Below are 20,323 nucleotides of genomic sequence, written 5' to 3' on the forward strand. Positions count from 1 at the left end.
GAGAATAAAATGAAAAGTATCGTTATTCGCCAGCCAAATGAGCTGGTTATCGAAGAGCGCACGCTTCCACAGCCTGCCGCAGGGGAAGTTCGGGTCAAGGTGCAGCTGGCGGGAATATGCGGTTCGGATAGCCATATCTATCGCGGCCACAACCCCTTTGCAAAATACCCGCGCGTTATCGGCCATGAGTTTTTCGGCATTATCGATGCCGTCGGCGCCGATGTGGCGGATAAAGCCATAGGTCAGCGGGTGTGCGTGGACCCGGTTATCAGCTGCGGACACTGCTATCCCTGCTCGGTAGGCAAACCGAACGTCTGCACCTCTTTGGTGGTGCTCGGCGTGCATCGGGACGGCGGCTTCAGCGAGTATGCGGTGGTGCCGGCGAAAAACGCCTGGCGGGTGCCGGACAGCGTTCCGGACAGGCATGCGGTGATGGTTGAACCCTTCACTATCGCCGCCAACGTGACCGGGCAAGTGACGCCGACCGGGCAGGATGTGGCGCTGGTTTACGGCGCCGGCCCGATGGGCTTAACCACCATCCAGGTACTCAAGCAGGTGTACAAAGTCGGCCAGGTCATTGTGGTTGACCGAATCGAAGAGCGTTTGCAGATGGCAAAACGCAACGGCGCGGACCGCGCGATCAATAACGGCGAAGCGTCATTAGCTGAGGTATTACAGGTGAAGCCAACGCTGATTATCGACGCCGCCTGCCACCCGACAATTCTCCAGGAGGCGGTTACGCTGGCGTCGCCGGCGGCCAGAATTGTCCTGATGGGGTTCTCCACTGAACCGTCCCAGGTGGCGCAACAGGGTATTACCGGTAAAGAGCTGTCGATATTTTCCTCGCGGCTTAACGCCAATAAATTCCCGGTTGTTCTGCAATGGCTGGAGCAGGGGCTCATTAATCCAGAGATGTTAATTACCCATGCCTTTGACTATCAACAGGTCGCTGAGGCAATTGAGTTATTTGAAAATGACAGGAAGAGCTGCTGTAAGGTTTTATTAACCTTCTGACACTCAATACAACGCCAGACTCTATATCCTACACAATTAGAGATTATAAAGATGACGACAGTAAAGAATGAGAGAACAACCTCCGATCTCATCCGCGCGGCTGTATCCGGCTGGTTAGGCACCGCGCTGGAGTTTATGGATTTCCAGCTTTACTCTTTAGGCGCCGCGCTGGTATTCCATGAAATATTCTTCCCCGAGCAATCCGCGGCGATGGCGCTGATTTTAGCGATGGGGACCTACGGCGCAGGATATGTTGCCCGCATCGTCGGGGCGTTTATTTTCGGCAAAATGGGCGATAGCATCGGCCGGAAGAAAGTGCTTTTTATTACGATCACCATGATGGGTATATGTACGACGCTAATCGGCGTTTTGCCGACCTATGCCCAGGTGGGGATCCTGGCACCGGTGCTGCTGGTTACCCTGCGCGTGATTCAGGGGCTGGGGGCCGGAGCGGAAATATCCGGGGCCGGCACGATGCTGGCAGAATATGCGCCGAAAGGTAAGCGCGGGATTATCTCCTCTCTGGTGGCGATGGGAACCAACTGCGGCACCCTCAGCGCCACGGCTATCTGGGCGGTGATGTTCTTCCTGCTCGACCGCGAGCAGCTGGTGGCGTGGGGCTGGCGCGTTCCGTTCCTTGCCAGCGTGGTGGTGATGATCTTCGCCATCTGGCTGCGTTTAAACCTCAAAGAAAGCCCGGTATTCGAAAAAGTCGCCGAGGGCGGCAGCCGGCAGAGCGCCGCCAGCATCCAGGAGAATACCTTCGGAGCGATGCTGAAGAGTAAATCGTTCTGGCTGGCAACGGGCCTGCGCTTCGGCCAGGCGGGCAACTCGGGGCTGATTCAAACCTTTCTTGCGGGCTATCTGGTGCAAACCCTGCTGTTTGATAAAGCGATCCCAACAGATGCGTTAATGATTAGTTCGGTGATTGGTTTTATCACGATTCCGCTGCTGGGCTGGCTTTCAGATAAGGTAGGGCGGCGCATTCCATATATTATCGTGAATATCTCGGCGATTATTTTAGCCTATCCGATGCTGGCGATTATCATGGATAAAAGCCACAGCGTGAGCACCATTATGGCCTCGTTGGTTGTGATCCATAACGTGGCGGTGCTGGGTCTGTTTGCGCTCGAAAATATTACGATGGCCGAGCTGTTTGGATCGCGCAATCGCTTCACCAGAATGGCTATCTCAAAAGAGATGGGGGGACTGGTTGCCGTTGGCTTCGGCCCGGTGCTGGCGGGTATTTTCTGTAATATGACCGACTCGTGGCTGCCCATCGTGGTGATGCTGGTGAGTTATTCGGTTATCGGCCTGCTTGCCGCATCCCTGATGCCGGAAGTACGCGACCGCGATCTGAGCCTGGCTAACGATGCGGCTGATACTGCCCTGTTGCGTGAAGAACAGAAATCCGGTCAGTATATTTAAAAACAGAGTCAGGCTCCGCGCCATTATCATCTCTGTTTATATCTGAAATGTATTTATTGATATTAAAAATGGCCTCCCGGTCGTAGAACGCACTTCGCCTAAGGCTAATTTGACCTGTGGGTACCGAACTTTGGCTTCCGGGAGTACAAGCGCTATTCCGAACAGATGCTCGACGTTTTTTCCCGTAGTTAAACCTTAGATAATGGCTGTACGCACCTTAGTGACATCCGGGCTGAGTAATAAGTTTGACGAGTGCTGAGGGAAAAATACCCGTCCGACCCGGACTGTCTACCGATTACCCGGATAGGAGACGGCACCCTGGGAAACGGGTAAGCATAATGTGTACGCACGAAAGATGTTGATTAACCCAATACCCTATAAAAGGTAAAAAAAACCGATGGTTAGTTCAGTCGAAGTTAAAAGTGGTGCAGGTAATAAAACTATTATTCGCCGAGTAGCCAGTGCATCTGCAATTGGGACCGCTGCAGAATATTATGACTTTTTTGCATACGGAACGGCAGCGGTACTCTTTTTTGGACATCTATTTTTCCCAAGTGACGATCCTTTAATTAGTACTCTTGCTGCTTTTGCAACATATGCAGTTGGTTTCTTAGCGCGGCCATTAGGTGGAATTGTTTTTGGTCATATCGGCGATAAGGTTGGCCGTAAAAAAGCGCTGGTGATTACAATATTAATTGTAGGGTTAGGTACGTTTTGTATTGGGCTGTTACCGACGTATGAAAAAATTGGTATTTGGGCTCCAGCATTGCTTATCTTTATTCGTGTGTTACAAGGCTTTGGTGTTGGCGGTGAGCAGGCCGGTGCGGTATTGATGACAGCTGAATATTCTGAACCAAAGCATCGTGGATTCTTCTCCAGTTGGGTTCAAATCGGTGCACCAGTTGGTTTTCTGCTTCCATTAGCTCTGTTTGCTTTATTGAATGCCACGCTCTCTCCAGAGGCGATGATGGACTACGGGTGGCGTATACCGTTCCTGTTAAGTCTGCTACTGGTTATTGTAGGGTTGTTTATTCGTTTAAAAATTGATGAATCGCCAGTGTTCGCTCAAATTCGTGAGACCAAGGCTGAAGAATCTCGCCCATTGGTTGAAGTTATTCGTGATTTCCCCGGAATTGTTGTAAAGGGAGTGTGCGCAAAATTGATCGAAGCGTGTACATTTGCGATGTTTACAGTCATTGTTTTGGCCTATGGTAAGGCAAATAATCTCGATGCTAATATTTTGATGGAAGCAATGATTGTTGCTGTAATAATAGAAATTATTGCAATACCGCTGATGGGATCGCTATGTGATAAAATCGGGCGCAAACCAGTTTATATTATTGGGGCGTTGATTCAAGTTATTATGATTGTTCCATTCTTCCTTGCTATTAATCAGGATAGTTTCTGGCTTACTCAGTTAGTGATGATTTTGGTTCTGAGCGTAGGGCACAGTATGTGTTATGCCCCACAGGCATCATATTTCCCTGAACTGTTCCCGACCCATATTCGTTGTAGCGGTATTGCATTGATTTGGCAGATGGGATCTCTTATTGGTAGCGGGATCCTTGGCCTGGTGGCGGTGAAGATTCTGCAAGTTACAGGTGGCCATTATTACGGACTTGCAACCTACGTCATTGTTTTGGGTGTTATCTCAATAATTGGCTTGCTGATGATGCCAGAAACTGCACCACAGCGGCTCAAGCGTGAATACCAGCAGTGGCAAAAACACTAACAATCCCTGGCGGCTTCAATGCCGCCAAAACCTCTCCGTGTGGTACATAACTTCAAAATGATGTCATACCAATACTGCAAAACTTAATTCAAATCAAAACATACAACCATACAGGCGTTACTCTGAGACAGTCCTGATTTCATTTATAAGTAGGTTATATAATGCAAAACAAGCTATTGGCGGCAAAGGCTGCACTTCCTGACTACGATCGTACAAAACTGATTTCCCGTATTGTGCACCTCGGTTTCGGCGCCTTTCACCGCGCGCACCAGGCGGTTTATGCCGATATTCTGGCCGCGGAACATGGCAGCGACTGGGGATACACCGAAGTAAACCTGATTGGCGGCGAGCAGCAAATTGCCGATTTGCAACAGCAGGACCTGCTGTATACCGTCGCCGAAATGTCGGCGGATGCCTGGACGGCGCGGTTGGTTGGCGTCGTTAAGCAGGCGATGCACGCCCAGGTCGAGGGGCTGGAAAGCGTGCTGGCAAAAATGTGTGAGCCGCAGGTGGCGATTGTTTCGCTGACCATCACGGAAAAGGGCTACTGTCATTCGCCGGCCACCGGTGAGCTGCAGCTGGATCATCCGCTGATTGTCGCCGATGTCCAAAACCCGCATCAGCCGAAGTCTGCGCCCGGCGTTATCGTGGAAGCGCTGGCGCGGCGTAAAGCCGCCGGTTTACCGGCATTCAGCGTGATGTCCTGCGACAATATGCCGGAAAACGGCCACGTATTGCGCAACGTCGTCTGCGCCCTGGCGCGGGCGATTGATGGCGAGCTTGCCGACTGGATCGCCGCTAACGTGACCTTCCCGTCAACGATGGTCGATCGTATTGTTCCTGCGGTGACCCCAGCGACCCTGGATAAAATCGAACAGCTGACCGGCGTGCGCGATCCGGCCGGCGTCGCCTGCGAACCGTTCCGCCAGTGGGTGATTGAAGATAATTTCGTCGCCGGTCGCCCGGAATGGGAAAAGGCCGGCGCGGAGCTGGTGGCGGACGTTGTGCCGTTTGAAGAGATGAAGCTGCGCATGCTCAACGGCAGCCACTCTTTCCTTGCCTACCTCGGCTACCTGGCCGGATATCAGCACATTAACGACTGTATGCAGGACCAAAACTATCGTCGCGCCGCCCGCAGCCTGATGCTGGACGAACAGGCGCCGACGCTGAAAGTGCAGGGCGTTGACCTGGCTCGCTACGCCGGGCTGCTGATCGATCGTTATAGCAATCCGGCGCTTCAGCACCGGACGTGGCAGATTGCGATGGACGGTAGCCAGAAGCTGCCGCAGAGGATGCTGGATTCGGTACGCTGGCATCTGGCGCAGCAGAGCGACTTTAGCCTGCTGGCGCTGGGCGTGGCCGGCTGGATGCGCTACGTCAGCGGCGTCGACGACCGGGGAGAGGCGATTGAGATTTGCGACCCGCTGCTGCCGGTGATCCAGCAGGCCGTGCGCGAGAGCGCCGATGGCGAAGCGCGGGTGAACGCGCTGCTCGGCATCGAGGCGATTTTCGGCGCCAGCCTGGCGCAGGATGCGCGCTTTGTCGACGCGGTGACTCAGGCCTATCTTTCGCTGCAGCGTCAGGGAGCTAAAGCGACCGTTGCGGCCTGGGCGCTGGCGCAGTAACCGCTCTTTAATGCCGCCGGCTCCGGCGGCATTAACGCTGCTACGGGTAATAGAGCCGGCCGGCGCCTCTTACCCGTACGTAATTCTGCCGATCTTCACTCTTTCTGTAATAAATATGATCGAGACCATTGAATATACATAACTATAGCTATCCATAACTAAATAAATATAATTTGCATCTGTTTTAATGGATTAAATATTTATTCGGCGGATTGTTTGTTCTCCATTTAGGATAGTTATGTCATAGTGAGGCTACTGAAATACACTTCCTCGGGAAAAAGGAGAGCGGGCTATGTACAAAAAAATTTTATTGCCTGTAGATGTTTTTGAAATGGATTTAAGCGATAAGGCCGTACGTCACGCTGAATTTTTAGCATCAGCGGAAAACGGCGAAATTACGTTATTAAACGTTCTGCCAAACAGCAGTCGCTCTATTTTGCGCGGTTTTGCGGCAGATATTCATAAATTCGAAGCGTTTATGAAAGAGGAGTCTGAGAAGAAAATGAAGACCTTGTCGCGTCTGTTTTCAATTCCGCCAGAGCGTCTTCATACCCGGGTCGTGTTTGGCAACGTGCGTGATGAAATATTAGCTATCAGCAATAGCGATGAGTATGATGTGATTGTTGTCGGCTCGCGCAAGCCGGGTATTTCCACCCATCTGCTGGGCTCTAACGCCGAGTCTATTTTACGCTACGCTAAAATACCGGTGCTGGTGGTTCGATAACGGCGCCGATCTGCATCTGTAGCGGCAGGAGAGAGCGCCTGCCGCTGGTTCAACTACTCTTCGCTAAACCAGTCACGGTTTTCCTGGCGAATTAATAATACGGATTCGCTAATTTCATGCAGATGCAGATTCATCGCTGCGTCTACCGCATCCGCATCGCGATTTTCCAGCGCCTGAAAAATTTGGTGATGCTGACGTAGCAGCATTTCCGGCGAGCTGATGTGATCGAGACTCATATAGCGCACCCGGTCAATCGTCGCTTTAATATTCTCAACGGTGTCCCAGGCAAGCTGGCAGTCGGCAATAAGCGACAACTTCTGATGAAATTCATCATCCAGCTGGAAGAAATCATTAAGCTGCTGGCGCTCAACCGCCGTGCGCTGCTGGTTAAGATTTTGCTCAAGCTGATAAATTTGCTCGCTGTTCACCATTCCCGCCGCCCGACGAACTACCGCGCACTCGATAGCCTGGCGCACGAAGCAGCCGTTGCGGACCTGAGAAAGGGATATTTTATTCACGTAGCTGCCGCGCTGGGGGCGAATTTGGATCAGACCATTTTCCGCCAGCTTAATAAACGCCTCACGCACCGGCTGACGGGAAACGTCAAAGCGCACGGAGACTTCCTTTTCAGACAGCGGCGTGCCGGGTGGGATCAGACAATGGACGATATCCCGGCGAAGGATCCGATAAATTTGCTGATTTACAGGCTGTGTTGGATTGAGCTGTGATTCTGCGGCCATTGATGATTACTTTTTAATGGATTATGTGCGCTATTTTACGCGTTTTTTGCCTTTGCGCCCATACCCGGCCCGCAGGCCGGGCAACGGGATTAGCCCTGGCGGTGCACGCTGAGGCCGGCGAAGCTTTGGCTGACCGGCATCATTTCCAGCGTGTTGATATTGACGTGCTGGGGCAGGTTGGCGACCCACCACACGGCTTCCGTCACGTCATCCGGCGTCAGCGCCTGGGTATTTTCATAGGCTTTACCGGCTTTGGCGTCGTCGCCTTTAAAGCGGACGTTGGAAAACTCGGTCCCGCCCACCAGCCCAGGCTCGATGTCGGTGACGCGAATCGCCGTGCCGTGCAGGTCGGTACGCAGGTTGAGGCTAAACTGGCGAACGAAGGCCTTGGTCGCCCCGTAGACGTTACCGCCCGCATAGGGCCAACGGCCGGCGGTTGAACCGATATTGATAATATGACCGCGGTTGCGCTCAACCATTCCCGGCAGCACGGCGCGGGTCATATAGACCAGCCCTTTGTTGTTGGTATCGATCATATCTTCCCAGTCTTCAACGCTGGCCTTGTGCGCAGGCTCCAGCCCCAGCGCCAGACCGGCGTTATTGACCAGCACGTCGATGGCCTGCCATTCCGCGGGCAGACCGGCGATCATCTCTTCGATGGCCGCGCGATTACGCACGTCGAGCCGGGCGGTGTAAATGCCGTCGCCGAGCTCATCTTTCAGCGTTTGCAGACGTTCGTCACGACGTCCGGTGGCGATCACTTTATGACCATTCGCGACAAAGCGGCGGGTCATGCTTTCACCAAAACCTGCTGTTGCTCCGGTAACCAGGATAATCATCTTACTGTTCCTCAACGCTTTTGTGTCGTCATACCATAGCATGCGTTAACGAGGACCGGTAACGGAAATCATTGCGCCTGATGCGGTTAGCGACGATGAAAAATGAGGCGCGGCCAGGCGCTTCCGCGATAAATGATTGCGGTCAATCAATGAGTTGCCTAATCTAACCTGATGCCCGCTGCCTGGAGATAATAATGTCGGAAAATAACCCCTTTTTAAGCGTCAGCCTGCTGCCTTATCAGGCGCCGCATTTCGATCTGATCAAGGATGAACACTACCGTCCGGCCTTCGATGAAGGGATGCGGCGCCAGCGCGAAGAGATTGCCGCGATAGTGAATAATCCGGCGCCCGCGGATTTTGCCAATACGCTGGTGGCGCTGGAGCTGAGCGGACAGCTGCTGTCGCGCGTGACCCGGGTCTTTTTTGCGATGGCCGGGGCGCATACCAATCCGCTTCTGCAGCAGCTTGACGAGCAGTTTTCCGCCGAGCTTGCGCAGGCAGGCAACGATATCTGGCTTAACACGGCGCTGTTTGAACGCGTGAAACGCGTGTGGGAGGAGCGCGATAATCTGCGCATTGATGCAGAATCCAGGCGCCTGCTTGAGGTCACCTGGCAGCGGTTTATGCTGGCGGGGGCGCGGTTAGCGGAGGAGCAAAAATCGGTGCTGCGGGGGCTGAATACCCAGGGCGCAGCGCTACAGAGCCAGTTCCAGCAGCGGCTCCTGAGCGCGGCAAAATCCGGCGGGCTGGTGATTGATTATCTGCACCAGCTGGACGGGCTCAGCGCGGAGGAGATTAGCGAGGCCGCAAACGCGGCTGCTGAAAAGGGCCTCCGCGATTGCTGGCTGCTGCCGCTGCTCAACACCACCCAGCAGCCGGCGCTGCTCTCACTGCGCAGTCGCCAGACCCGTGAGAACCTCTTTGCCGCAGGCTGGACGCGCAATCAGAAGGGGGATGCTAACGATACCCGCGAACTGCTGCTGCGGCTGGTGGCGATCCGGGCGCAGAAGGCGGAGCTGCTGGGGGCCGCTGACTATGCCAGCTGGTCAATGGCCGATCAGATGGCGGGCACGCCCGAGCAGGCCTTGGCGTTTATGCGCCGAATTGCTCCGGCGGCGCGCGCCAGAGCGGAGCAGGAGCTGGCGGATATTCAGCAGGTTATTGATGATGAAGGCGAGGATTTCACCGCCGCCGCCTGGGACTGGCCCTATTATGCCGAACAGGTGCGGCGCGCCAGGTTTGCTATCGATGAGGCGCAGCTCAGGCCCTATTTTGCCCTCGATCGCGTGCTGCAGGATGGCGTATTCTGGGCCGCATCGCAGCTGTTTGGCCTGCGCTTCGTCGAGCGTTTCGATATTCCGCTCTATCATCCGGATGTGCGGGTGTGGGAAATTTTCGACGCTAACGGCGCCGGTATTGCGCTATTTTACGGCGACTATTACGCGCGAGATTCGAAAAGCGGCGGCGCGTGGATGGACGTATTCGTTGAGCAATCCACGCTGCTGAAGCAGCAGCCGGTTATCTACAACGTCTGTAACTATCAAAAGCCCGCTGCGGGCCACAGCGCGCTCCTGTCGTGGGATGAAACCATCACCTTATTCCACGAATTCGGCCACGCGCTGCACGGGCTGTTCGCCAGCCAGCGCTATGCCAGCCTGTCGGGAACCAATACGCCGCGTGATTTTGTCGAGTTTCCGTCGCAAATCTTTGAGCACTGGGCCAGCGAGCCGCAGGTATTCGCCCACTACGCGCGCCATTATCAAACCGGCGAAGCGATGCCCGACGCGCTGCGTGAGAGCATGTACCGTGCGGCGAAGTTTAACAAAGGCTACGACATGAGCGAACTGCTGGCGGCGGCGATGCTGGATATGCACTGGCATAGCCTGTCGTCGGCGAACGTCCCGCAGGATGTTGATGCGTTTGAGGCTGCGGCCCTGGGCGCGGAGCGTTGCGATCTTGCCGCCGTACCGCCGCGCTATCGCAGCAGCTTCTTTTCACATATTTTCGGCGGCGGCTACGCCGCGGGCTATTACGCCTATCTGTGGACGCAGATGCTGGCGGACGACGGCTATCAGTGGTTTGTTGAACAGGGCGGCCTGACCCGCGAAAACGGCCAGCGCTTCCGCGAGGCTATTCTGTCGCGCGGCAACAGCACTGATTTAGCTGAACTGTATCGCCAGTGGCGTGGGCACGATCCAAAGATTGAACCGATGCTGGCGAATCGCGGGTTGAGTGCCTAGCCACCGGGAATCCTTCAACCGTCCATCATTGCACTGTTAAGGTGCAATGATGCGCACCCGACCCGTTCGCAGATCGTCAAGGGAACGCAGTAATTCAATTCATCGCTCAAAACCCCGCAGCCATTCTCTGGGGGGTTATTGTCTAAATGACGTACGGAGCAATCTTATCGGCAGGGCGAAAAACAGGATTGTTCTAGCCCCATTTCTCTGTGGGCGGGGCGTTGAGTTTTTCTTTCATATATTCGTATAACTCTGCGTTTTCCGCCCAGCGGAGCAGCGTCTGCTCATCGATATCTATTCGATTCGGATGTAGTCCCACGTACCGAAAGTAGCTGCTGTTGTTTGCATATGCAGGCGGCGGGGGGCCGAGCGGGTCGCACCAACATAGTCGCCCCAGTTTCAGCAACGTCATTAGCCCTTGTTCGCTCGGGGAAATTTTCCGAAACATCATCACCTCCTGCCATTTGCATCTTAGTAAGAGGTGATTTTGCAAAATACTTGCCATATTCAGAGTGGCGCTACAGGGCGACAATGAGTTCATTTGAATACGGGAATGAGGGCATAAATTTCGATCCCTCTAATAATACGCCATGTTATCCTGCTAAAAGACCGCAGGAGGTGTGTGGTTATGTTAAAAGAAAATGTGTTTTTTATGCGAATGCGACCTCAAATTATTAACGTGATAGGGACTGCGGTAGTGCAGCTAGTGGAGGAAAAGGCTGATATATCGAAGGAATCTATCGCCGAGAAGATTAAGGGGACGTGGCAGGAAGATGATATAGGTTTAGCGGTGGAGTTAGCGGTTTATATGCTGACCATCTCGAAAAGGTAGAAGGAGGGGGGAATGCGCGTCGGTTAGCCTAAGCCTTGCCTGTGGGAAGAATACGATGATAGGTAGAGACTTTAATTAAATCTGTTTGATTCATGAATGCCGCCGCAGCGGCATTCTTATCGTTAGTGGAAACCGAGGCGAATCAGTTCAACGGGTTCAAACTGGCCTTCACAGCCTTCCACTTCGACGGTTTTACCGCGGCGCAACTGGGCTGGAGTTAACCCATTAGAATGTATGGCAACGATCTTACCTGTTCTACGAGTCCCATTAATCATAACCTGGCTGCCATTGGTAATAGGGTTACGATTACGATCATAAGTGATCATGGTTATTTCTCCTCTTAATGTCTGGGTATAAAAATCCGCTTAACAATCAGGTCCATAGTTCACAAGCGGATGTAATACAAATACACCTTTGACATAAATATTTTTTGTTTTTGATCAATGTCACACTTTTTTCTCCGTTTCCCGGTGAGTGGCTTGACCTGCCGGTGACCCGTGCGCCCAGCGTATGACGGCTAAAAATTGCTATCATTTCAATCCGCTACGGCGCGTTTCTTATGCGACAATCCCGTGAAATAGATTGACGAAATTATTATCTACTGGATAATTTTACTATGTGGTGAATCCCCCTATGCGGAGGGGCGTACTGACCAGGTAATGTCGCAGAAGGTATTGCCAGCTGATGATAACGCGGGTCATAGTCGGTCAGGCAAAGGCTCACCGGGAGGCACCCGGCACCACAGCATTTCTGTAATATTTTATCCCAATGGAAGGGTTGAAAATGATTAAGTTTAATATATCTGCACTGGCTATTTTCCTGCTATCTGGGTGTAGTTCTGATATTGCGATCGCTCCAGCGACAAAGCCTGTTTACAAGCCAATGCCTGAAATAACCCAGTCGGTGACGCCATCGCAACAGCGCGCGATTATGGCTGGTGAGCGGCCTGACTGGTCAGAAAGAACGCCGATCAATACAATGAAGCGATATTAATCGACTTTTATTAGTTTAAGGCTGCCCTGCGGCAGCTTTTTTATTTGTGCCGACAGAACGATATTCATTCTGTAGTTGGAAAAGATGTTTCTTCAGGGGCTATTGTGTGGAGCGCTGACGTTGGCATTCGCATCCGCTGAAGAGGACGAGCGTGTCGATCGCCCGAAGGGGGCCGCAGCCGGGCGCCCGGCGATACCGGTGATAAGGCTGACCAGTTGGAGGGGACGTCCGAATAAGCCGATCCTGACCCAAAATAAGGTATCGCGCTTGAGCCTTCTGTTTACTGAAGCCTGAGAGCGGACTCAAACTTCAGCTGGCGGGTCATCAATCAATTATTTGATTGGTTTACTTTCAGAAGGAAGGAAAATATTGCCGCAGTAGGGGCAGATTAACGTTATATCGTTTTTAATTCTCGACAGGCTATGCGTTGACTGGCGAGAGCAGTGGGGGCAGGTACTTTTTAACGGTCGTAATGTACGTACCTTATCTTTGAGAATAGACATGATATTTGTCCTGGTGAGCGGTTACTAACCATATACCATTGGAGAGAAAATAGCTTGCTTTATAACCACCGATCTTTCGCGGTTACTTAAACCTTAAATGTGCAGTACGGCAGCGAAGAACCGATTCCCTATAGATGTAATGTAATAAAAAATAATGGCTTACATGACTTTCCCGATTGGCGGACTCCGCTTAAACTCGCTGACGGTATAGCAGACGCCGTCCACGTCGCGGCGCGGGCAGCAGTCATATGCCCGTTATGCTCGCCAGGCGCGACGGGCATCCGTTGGCCGCTGCCGCCTCGCCAGCGACAGCGCTTGCCTTACCAGTGCTTAATCAGCGTCTCGCCGATCCCGGCAATCTCCCGGTTTCTCTCTTCCATCGATGCCTCGGTGCCGGTTAAATAAATAATAACGATGCGCGCGGGCTGCCCGTCCGGGCCGAGGGCGGCGATAATACCGCGCGAGCCGCGATTGCCCGCGCCGGTTTTGTCGGCGATAAACCAGCCGTTCGGCAGCGCCGAGCGCAGCAGCGGGCCGGCGACCTTGTCATCAACCATCCAGCGGCGCAGCTGCTGCCGTGATGAAGCGGAGAGCACGCTGCCGGTGAGCAGGTTGCGCAGGGTTTTTGCCATCGCCTGCGGGGTGGTGGTATCACGCGCATCGCCGGGCAGAGCCTCATTAAGCTCGGTCTCCAGGCGGTCGAGCCGTGAAGTCTGGTCCCCGCTGCGGCGCAGGAAGGCGGTTAACCCCTCCGGGCCACCGACGCTCGCCAGCAGCAGGTTAGCGGCGCTGTTATCGCTGAGGGTGATTGCCGCAGCGCACAGCTCGGCGACCGTCATGCCGTCGGCGAGGTGCTTTTCGGTCACCGGGGAGTATTCAACCAGATCCTGCTGGCGATAGCGGACGCGGCGGTCGAGCTTTTCCTCTCCGGCATCCACGCGCGCGAGCACCGCTGCGCAGAGCGGCACTTTAAAGGTGCTCATCATCGGGAATCGTTCGTCAGGGCGATAGCTGGCCAGCAGTTGCCCGCTAGCTAAATCCAGTTCCGCATAGCCCACTCTGGCCTTGAGCTGGCTCTCCGCGGCTTTGACTTTATTCACCGTAGCGTCATGAGCCCAGCCGGGCAGGGCGAATACGGCGAGCAGGGGGATCAGGGCAAAACGATAGTGGCGCATTCCGGGTACTGTTCCTTAGTTTTTAATTCTTCACGCCGCGCTGGGCGTAGCCCGGCGACTCTCATACAAATAATGCGAAATAAGAGATGTGAAGATTCACAATTACCCTTTTTTCCTTCATCATTCGTCAGCTTTTAGTCGTAATAATCAATGCTTAGCTCAATATAAGAAAGAGTTTTTTTATTTAAGGCCGGTATGAACTATAAGAATGTACTGAAGGTAGCGTTATTGCTACCAGACGTCGGCTATCGAACGTTAATCATTGACCCCAATCCGGGAGGAACATGGTGGACCCGCTAATTAAGGTCATGCTGGTGGGGGGGAAGGCGGATGGCCTGCTGGTCAGCGTCGCCGATACCGCGACGGAACTTTCCGTCACCGCCGCGCAATATGGCGCGAAATCCGGGCAGCCGCTGAGTTATCGGATCGTCTCGCAGACTATCGATAATGAGCGTTACTTTTTTGGCGTGTTTAGCGATACTCACGACGATACGGATAAGCTAACGCGAGTTGCGCTGACCCGGGGTATGAAGAAATCGCTATGCTGAGCCTGTACCGGACGACCGATCGTCGTCCGGGCAGGCGGCGTTCTCCCGGCGGCGGCAAATAATTTCGCGATCTTAGGGAGCACCATGATCCACCATCTCCGCATACAAAATTTCAGATCGGTCAGGGATATCGAGCTGGAGCTGGGGGCGCTGAATATCGTCTTTGGCCCAAATGGCTGCGGCAAGTCCAATATCTACAAAGCCATCCATCTTCTCACCGCCTCCGCGGACGGTAAATTTTCCAGCTACATCAGCGAGGAAGGCGGCCTGGAAAATATTATGTGGTCCGGGAAGAGCGCGCCCACGGCCCGCTACCCGAAACGGCTGCAGATCTCCTGCCTGACGGAACAGTTCGACTATGAGCTGCAGGTTGGATTCCCGGAGAAGCTGCCGTATCCCACCCAGTTTATGCTCGATCCGATTGTGAAAGAGGAGTCTATCTGGCTGGCCGGCTTCTCCCGCCGCCCCTCGGCCAGAGTGCTGCAGCGCAAAAACCAGGCGGCGTTCCTGATTGACGTGCACGGCGAGAAAAACACCTTTACCGACACCATCTACGAGAATGAATCGATCTTCGGCCAGCTTGGTGAACCCCATCGCTTCCCGGAAATATCCCGGGTCCGGGAGACCATGCGCCAGTGGCGCTTTTATCACGAATTCAACATCGGCCGCCATTCCGCGCTGCGCCATCCGGCGGTGGGCTACCGATCGCCGGTGCTGGATAGCGACGGGCATAACCTGGCCGCCGCGTTTCAGACGATTGTCGAAATTGGCGCCGAGGAGCTGCTGCACGAAATCCTCGAGAGCGCCTTTCCGGAGTGCCGTTTCTTCTGTGAAAATGAGAATTCGCGCTTTTCGATAAAGATGCGGCGCGACGGCATTTACCGGCCGCTGCTGGCGGCGGAAATGTCTGACGGCACCCTGCGCTTTCTGTGCCTGGCGGTGGCGCTGCTGAGCCCAAGGCCGCCGGCATTTCTGGCGATCAACGAGCCGGAAAATAGCCTGCACCGGCAGATGTTTCCGGCGCTGGCGCGGCTGATTGTCGAAGCATCGCGCTATAGCCAAATCTGGCTGACCAGCCACTCGGCAGAGCTGACCGAGCTCATCTCGTCGCTGGCGGAAAGCCAAATTTACGAGCTGGAAAACAGCGGCGGCGAGACCCGGATCAGGACATAAAAGCCCGCCGCAGGCGGCGGGCGACGCGCTCTGCGCCTCAGGCGGCGTTGTTATATCCCGGGGCCGGCAGCAGGGTTTTACTGCCTTTCAGGGTAAACAGCGAAATAATCGTAAAGCAGAGCGTAATCGAACCGAGGATCAGATAGGCCTGATGGAATCCTACGGTGTCGTACATGCGTCCCACCCACGCCGACAGCACCACGCCGGAGAGCTGTTTCGATAAGTTAAAACCAATCAGGAACAGGGTGGCGGAGAGCTTCGGGTTAAACGCGGAAGAGATATATTTAAAGGTGCCGACCAGCAGGAACGGAACTTCAAACATATGCAGCATTTTTAATATGACGACTTCGACCGCGGTGGTGGCGAATGAGGAGCCGAGAATGCGCACCGACATAATTACCCCCGCGGTCAGCAGCGCATTTTTCGCCCCGATGCGGTTAACAATTGCCGGGGCGCAGAACATGACCAGCGCATTAAGTAGTTCGCCGCCGGTGGTGACAAAGCCAAAGACTTCGGTTCCGCGCTGCGGGCTGGCAAAGAAGCCTTTAAAGAAGTTAGCAAACTGCTGATCGAAGACGTCATAAACGCTGGCAACGCCGACGACGTAGATAATAAACCCCCAGAACCGCGGCATGCGCAGCAGCTCGGCGGCAACGCGCAGTGAGAAGGCCTGGCGGTTTGCGCCCAGCGCGTCCATCACCTGGGCGCTATTGCTGCTTTCCGGACGCGAAAACCACAGCAGTCCCCCTAGCACCAGCGCGAAACCGGAGGCAATCCAGAAGGTAATATTCGGGTCGATGCCGAACAGAATCCCGGTAATTGACGCGCAGATCGCCCAGCCGACGCAGCCGGCGACGCGCACCTTGCCGTATTCAAAACGGTTGGCGCGGCTGACGCGTTCGATATAGGCCTCGACCGCGCCGGAGCCGCTGGAAAAGACGATCCCCAGATAGACTCCGCCCACCAGCGCGCCGACAATAATATTCATCTGCAGCAGCGGTGAAAAAACGAATATAAAGAACGGGGCGAACAGGATTAATAAAACCACGATCGTCCACAGCAGATGCTTGCGCAGCCCGAGCTTGTCGGAAATCAGGCCAAATATCGGTTGGCAGATAATGGCGAACAGCGAAATTGAGGAGAAGACGATCCCGGTTTCCGTTTTGGTTAAGTGGTTAACGTCCGCCAGCCACACCGGGAAAAAGGGAAAATAGGCCGACATAATGAAGTAATAGAAGAAAAAGAACAGCATGAAATAAATAAAGTTATGCCGTTCTCGCGGCGCGAGTTCAGAGAATTTCATAGAGAGGTTCCATTTTTATTATGCCTGTAAGGTTGGGGAAGTAACGCCCCGTTTATACCCGTCATACCTCAGATCGCATGCGCGTTGCTTTTCCTTGCTCACCCCAGCCGCTGACTTCAGTAAGCTCCGGGGAATTCCTGCGTCGCCGCCTGCCTGCAACCCGAATTATGAGAGTACATACCGTCATGCTCCAGGCGGCCGACGGGCGATTCACTTGACGAATCACCCGCGGCGCGGCCCGATTATTCAGGGTTTATTATTGGAAATGAATGCTTATCTGATACTGCCAATGCGTCTCCTGCAGCAGCCATTGCGGCAGAACGCTCGGGGTCCAGGAGTCGTCGCCGCCGACGCCCATATGTTGGCCGTCGAGGGTAATCCAGACGCCGCTCTCCGGGCGCATCCGGTGCCAGTGATCCGTCGCCATCAGCTGCCCGGTGCCGTAGGGCTGCACCGAGAAGTGGAAGTTGCCCGCGACGTGCCAGCGTCCCCAGTCCAGCGCTTTGCTATCGCAGCGCAGGCCGTTCTCGGTGGGGAAGATGTACGGCGTGCTCATCTCCTCAAGGGGCAGCTGCCAGCGGGAGAACTCCGCGCTGCTCCGGCGATCCGGGTAGTTTTCATGGGGGCCGTAGCCGAGCCAGGAGACCGGCTGCTGCTGATCGGCGACCTGGAAATTAAGGCCGACTCGCGGCAGCGGCGGCAGGGTGCCGGCGCGCTCGCCGTCTACCGCCAGATGTAAACGGCCTTCGCTATCAAAGGTCATGCGCCAGCGGCTGACGATGACCGCTTCATCGCCGCGCAGATAGTGCCAGCGGCTGTCGATAACCACCTCATGGGCCAGACGCTGGGCTTCGCAGTGAACGCAGCGCGCTTCAAGATCGTACAGACCGGCGCTTTTCCAGCGCTCAACCCAGGCGTTAGGGTCGATGCGTTCCACTTCGCTGACGCCGATATCGTTATCCAGCGGGGCGCGGACAAACTGGTCGCGCAGCGGAGTGAGCAGCTGCTCCACGCCATCCGCGCGCCACTGGCTGAGCAGCCCGCTGTGACGATCGACGGTCCACTGCTGCGATCCCAGGCTGACGACATAGATCCCTTCATCGATCTCCAGCGTCGGCGCGCTACCGGCAGGCTCGGGTTTGGCGAGCGCGAGCGGGGCGGCGAGGGCAAACTGCTCCCAGGCCACGCGGTGTTCGGCTGGCGACCAGGCGGTAGCCCGCGGCTGAACCACCTCCAGCAGCAGCCAGACCTCTTTTGCTCCCGCAGGCAGGGTCAGGGTATCGCACAGCGTAAGCTCCGCCTGGCCCTGCGGCGTGAGTTCGAGGGCGGCGCTGCCGCTGGCGAAGGTTTCGCCCGCTGACTGAACCTGCCAGCGCAGCACTTCATTGTTGGTCGCGCGGAACAGGTATTCACTATTTACGCTGACCCGCAGCGGCGACTGCGCCAGCAGCGCGAACTGGAAGAACTGCTGCGCGTGTTTGGCTTCGATAAGCGACGGGTGCGGGCGGCGATCGGGGAAAACAAGCCCGTTCATGCAGAACTGACGGTCGTTGGGTTTATCGCCAAAGTCACCGCCGTAGGCCCAGCCGGTGCTGCCGTCATCGAAAGTTTTGCTAATCGCCTGATCCGCCCAGTCCCAGATAAAACCGCCCTGCAGGCGCGGATACTCGCGGAACGCCTGCCAGTAGTCGGCAAAGTTGCCCAGGCTGTTGCCCATCGCGTGCGCGTATTCGCAGAGAATAAGCGGGCGCTGCTCGCCCGGCATGCTGATCCACTTTTTGATGCCCCATTTCGGTACCGCCGGAATGAGCTGGTCGCGCTCAACGCGGGCGTACATCGGGCAGATAATATCGGTGGCGCTGCTATCCGCTCCGCCGCCCTCATACTGCACCGGCCGCGAAGGATCGTTGCGTTTGAGCCAGTGATAGAGGGCTTGATGGTTGTCGCCGCCGCCGGATTCATTGCCCAGAGACCAGATAATAATCGACGGATGGTTGCGGTTGCTTTGCACCATTCGCGTCACGCGGGCGCTAAACGCCGGCAGCCACGACGGGTCGTCGGAAAGGCGGTTCATCGGCACCATGCCGTGGGTTTCGATATTGGCTTCATCGACCACGTACAGGCCGTACCGGTTGCACAGTTCGTACCAGCGGGAGACGTTCGGATAGTGCGAGCAGCGCACGGCGTTAAAGTTGTTCTGCTTCATCAGCAGGATATCCTGCAGCATATCCTCTTCGGTCACCACCTGGCCGCGCTGATGATGGTGCTCATGGCGGTTAACGCCGCGGATCAGCAGCGGTTTGCCGTTAAGCAGCAAAAGCCCGTTGTCGATCTCGACCCGGCGAAAACCGATGTCCCAGGCTTCAGCCTCAATCAGCCGATCGCCGTGCCACAGCGAGACGACCGCGCGGTAGCAGTGCGGCGTTTCGGCGCTCCACAGCGACGGGCGCTCGACCGCCAGGGTCAGGCTGGCCCGTTCGGCATAGTTACCGCGTTCGTCGATGGCCGGCGAGCCGGGACGCTGGCGGACGCTGGCAACCTGTTTATCTCCTTCCCACAGGCTGACTTCGGCGATCAGCGCCTCGAGCTCCCCGGCAGGCGCGGCAATGGTCAGATCCACGGCCAGCTCGCCGTCGCGGTACAGCGCGTCCAGCCGTGGGGTCAGCTGGACGTCGCTCAGGTGCTGATGGGGCTTGTTGAGCAGCCACACCGAACGGAAAATGCCGCTCATGCGCCACATATCCTGATCTTCCAGCCAGCTTCCGGCGCTCCAGCGCATCACCATCACGCACAGGCGGTTATCGCCGGGCCGCAGGTGCGGCGAGAGGTCAAAAGCGGCAGGAAGACGGCTGTCCTGGGAGTAGCCGACCCACGCGCCGTTGCACCACAGGTGGAAGGCCGAGTTGACGCCGTCGAAGATCGCCTGGGTCATGCCTTCGTCCAGCCACTGCTGGTCAACGGTAAAGATCAGCGAGTAGCAGCCCGTCGGGTTATCTTCCGGCACGCGCGGTGGCGTGGTGTCGATAGGATAGCGGACGTTGGTATAGATCGGCGCGTCGTAGCCTTCCATTTGCCAGTTTGAGGGAACCGGGGTGCTGCGGCTGTCCGGCAGATCGGCTTCGATCCAGCTGGCGTCAACGGCAAACGGGCTGCGGGCGTAGGAAAACTGCCACCGTCCGTCCAGCAGACGACGGCGATCGCCGGGCAGGTTATCGCGCGCGTCGGCGATGCTTCGCCAGCTGGCAAACGTCGGGTGAGCCGCTAAGCGGTTAAGCTGAGTAATGGTCTGGTTTTGCCAATCTTCACGGGCCAGCACTTCGTGGAACAGCGGAGAGCGGGCGGCGGTTGAGTCGTGTTGTTGCATACGCATACCTGACGGATAAGTGAAGGAAATGTCATTCGCTAGACAAGAATGAACGTGTTATCAGATATTTTTTCTTATGCCGCAATATTG

17 protein-coding genes are annotated in these 20,323 nt (G+C 55.4%); 10 read left to right on the forward strand and 7 right to left on the reverse strand.

What is annotated here, in order from left to right; genetic code table 11:
* Nucleotides 1-9 precede the first annotated feature (9 nt).
* From QFI97_RS14470 to QFI97_RS14490, 5 genes are all read left to right on the forward strand, one after another.
* On the forward strand, nucleotides 10-1,014 hold the full coding sequence (locus QFI97_RS14470; RefSeq protein WP_331834284.1) for a Zn-dependent oxidoreductase: 1,005 nt from the start codon (nucleotides 10-12) through the stop codon (nucleotides 1,012-1,014).
* A gap of 51 nt (nucleotides 1,015-1,065) precedes the next feature.
* Nucleotides 1,066-2,442, forward strand: coding sequence for an MFS transporter (locus QFI97_RS14475; protein ID WP_331834283.1), 1,377 nt, complete (start codon nucleotides 1,066-1,068; stop codon nucleotides 2,440-2,442).
* A 397-nt stretch (nucleotides 2,443-2,839) separates the two neighbouring features.
* Nucleotides 2,840-4,174: an MFS transporter gene (locus QFI97_RS14480; protein WP_095103275.1), complete on the forward strand. Its 1,335-nt coding sequence runs from the start codon at nucleotides 2,840-2,842 to the stop codon at nucleotides 4,172-4,174.
* A 161-nt stretch (nucleotides 4,175-4,335) separates the two neighbouring features.
* A complete protein-coding gene (locus QFI97_RS14485) occupies nucleotides 4,336-5,799 on the forward strand; it encodes a mannitol dehydrogenase family protein (protein ID WP_346431437.1) in 1,464 nt (487 codons plus the stop codon).
* Nucleotides 5,800-6,091: 292 nt separating this feature from the next.
* Nucleotides 6,092-6,523 (forward strand): universal stress protein, encoded by a 432-nt coding sequence (locus QFI97_RS14490; RefSeq protein ID WP_041145735.1) that lies wholly within the window; start codon nucleotides 6,092-6,094, stop codon nucleotides 6,521-6,523.
* A 53-nt stretch (nucleotides 6,524-6,576) separates the two neighbouring features.
* Here QFI97_RS14490 and QFI97_RS14495 read toward each other — a convergent pair whose 3' ends face one another.
* Together QFI97_RS14495 and ydfG are read right to left on the reverse strand one after the other, a co-directional pair.
* The gene (locus tag QFI97_RS14495; protein ID WP_331834281.1) at nucleotides 6,577-7,263 is read right to left on the reverse strand and encodes a GntR family transcriptional regulator; all 687 of its coding nucleotides are present in this window, start codon (nucleotides 7,261-7,263) and stop codon (nucleotides 6,577-6,579) included.
* An 89-nt stretch (nucleotides 7,264-7,352) separates the two neighbouring features.
* Nucleotides 7,353-8,102 (reverse strand): bifunctional NADP-dependent 3-hydroxy acid dehydrogenase/3-hydroxypropionate dehydrogenase YdfG, encoded by a 750-nt coding sequence (gene ydfG, locus QFI97_RS14500; RefSeq protein WP_095103279.1) that lies wholly within the window; start codon nucleotides 8,100-8,102, stop codon nucleotides 7,353-7,355.
* Between the two features lie 194 nt (nucleotides 8,103-8,296).
* On the opposite strand from ydfG, the gene dcp reads away from it, so the two are divergent.
* The gene (gene dcp, locus QFI97_RS14505; RefSeq protein WP_346431438.1) at nucleotides 8,297-10,342 is read left to right on the forward strand and encodes a peptidyl-dipeptidase Dcp; all 2,046 of its coding nucleotides are present in this window, start codon (nucleotides 8,297-8,299) and stop codon (nucleotides 10,340-10,342) included.
* 628 nt (nucleotides 10,343-10,970) lie between these two features.
* Complete coding sequence (locus QFI97_RS14510; RefSeq protein WP_095103286.1) at nucleotides 10,971-11,174, forward strand: hypothetical protein; 204 nt, start codon at nucleotides 10,971-10,973, stop codon at nucleotides 11,172-11,174.
* A 122-nt stretch (nucleotides 11,175-11,296) separates the two neighbouring features.
* On the opposite strand, the gene ydfZ is transcribed toward QFI97_RS14510, so the two are convergent.
* Nucleotides 11,297-11,500, reverse strand: coding sequence for a putative selenium delivery protein YdfZ (gene ydfZ / locus QFI97_RS14515; protein ID WP_346431439.1), 204 nt, complete (start codon nucleotides 11,498-11,500; stop codon nucleotides 11,297-11,299).
* A 457-nt stretch (nucleotides 11,501-11,957) separates the two neighbouring features.
* Here ydfZ and QFI97_RS14520 point away from each other — a divergent pair, with 457 nt between their 5' ends.
* Nucleotides 11,958-12,167 carry a hypothetical protein gene (locus QFI97_RS14520; RefSeq protein ID WP_133599647.1) on the forward strand — a complete coding sequence of 70 codons (210 nt, stop codon included), beginning with the start codon at nucleotides 11,958-11,960 and terminating at the stop codon, nucleotides 12,165-12,167.
* A gap of 332 nt (nucleotides 12,168-12,499) precedes the next feature.
* Here QFI97_RS14520 and QFI97_RS23460 read toward each other — a convergent pair whose 3' ends face one another.
* On the reverse strand, nucleotides 12,500-12,670 hold the full coding sequence (locus QFI97_RS23460; RefSeq protein WP_223261804.1) for a YnfU family zinc-binding protein: 171 nt from the start codon (nucleotides 12,668-12,670) through the stop codon (nucleotides 12,500-12,502).
* A 320-nt stretch (nucleotides 12,671-12,990) separates the two neighbouring features.
* Nucleotides 12,991-13,845 carry a PLA/ORN/TER family class A beta-lactamase gene (gene bla / locus QFI97_RS14525; RefSeq protein WP_331834279.1) on the reverse strand — a complete coding sequence of 285 codons (855 nt, stop codon included), beginning with the start codon at nucleotides 13,843-13,845 and terminating at the stop codon, nucleotides 12,991-12,993.
* A 287-nt stretch (nucleotides 13,846-14,132) separates the two neighbouring features.
* Between bla and QFI97_RS14530 the strand changes: the two genes are divergently transcribed.
* Both QFI97_RS14530 and QFI97_RS14535 read left to right on the forward strand, forming a co-directional pair.
* Entirely contained in the window at nucleotides 14,133-14,393 is a 261-nt protein-coding gene (locus tag QFI97_RS14530) for a hypothetical protein (RefSeq protein WP_045859573.1), read from the forward strand.
* 84 nt (nucleotides 14,394-14,477) lie between these two features.
* Entirely contained in the window at nucleotides 14,478-15,566 is a 1,089-nt protein-coding gene (locus QFI97_RS14535) for an AAA family ATPase (protein ID WP_095103294.1), read from the forward strand.
* 37 nt (nucleotides 15,567-15,603) lie between these two features.
* Here the strand turns inward: QFI97_RS14535 and QFI97_RS14540 are convergent, their stop codons facing one another.
* Together QFI97_RS14540 and QFI97_RS14545 are read right to left on the reverse strand one after the other, a co-directional pair.
* On the reverse strand, nucleotides 15,604-16,869 hold the full coding sequence (locus tag QFI97_RS14540) for an MFS transporter (protein WP_095103296.1): 1,266 nt from the start codon (nucleotides 16,867-16,869) through the stop codon (nucleotides 15,604-15,606).
* A gap of 256 nt (nucleotides 16,870-17,125) precedes the next feature.
* Nucleotides 17,126-20,233 carry a beta-galactosidase gene (locus tag QFI97_RS14545; RefSeq protein ID WP_346431440.1) on the reverse strand — a complete coding sequence of 1,036 codons (3,108 nt, stop codon included), beginning with the start codon at nucleotides 20,231-20,233 and terminating at the stop codon, nucleotides 17,126-17,128.
* Between the last annotated feature and the right edge of the window lie 90 nt (nucleotides 20,234-20,323).

It is taken from the genome of Klebsiella scottii, from assembly GCF_036561945.1.
Lineage (GTDB): Bacteria > Pseudomonadota > Gammaproteobacteria > Enterobacterales > Enterobacteriaceae > Klebsiella > Klebsiella scottii.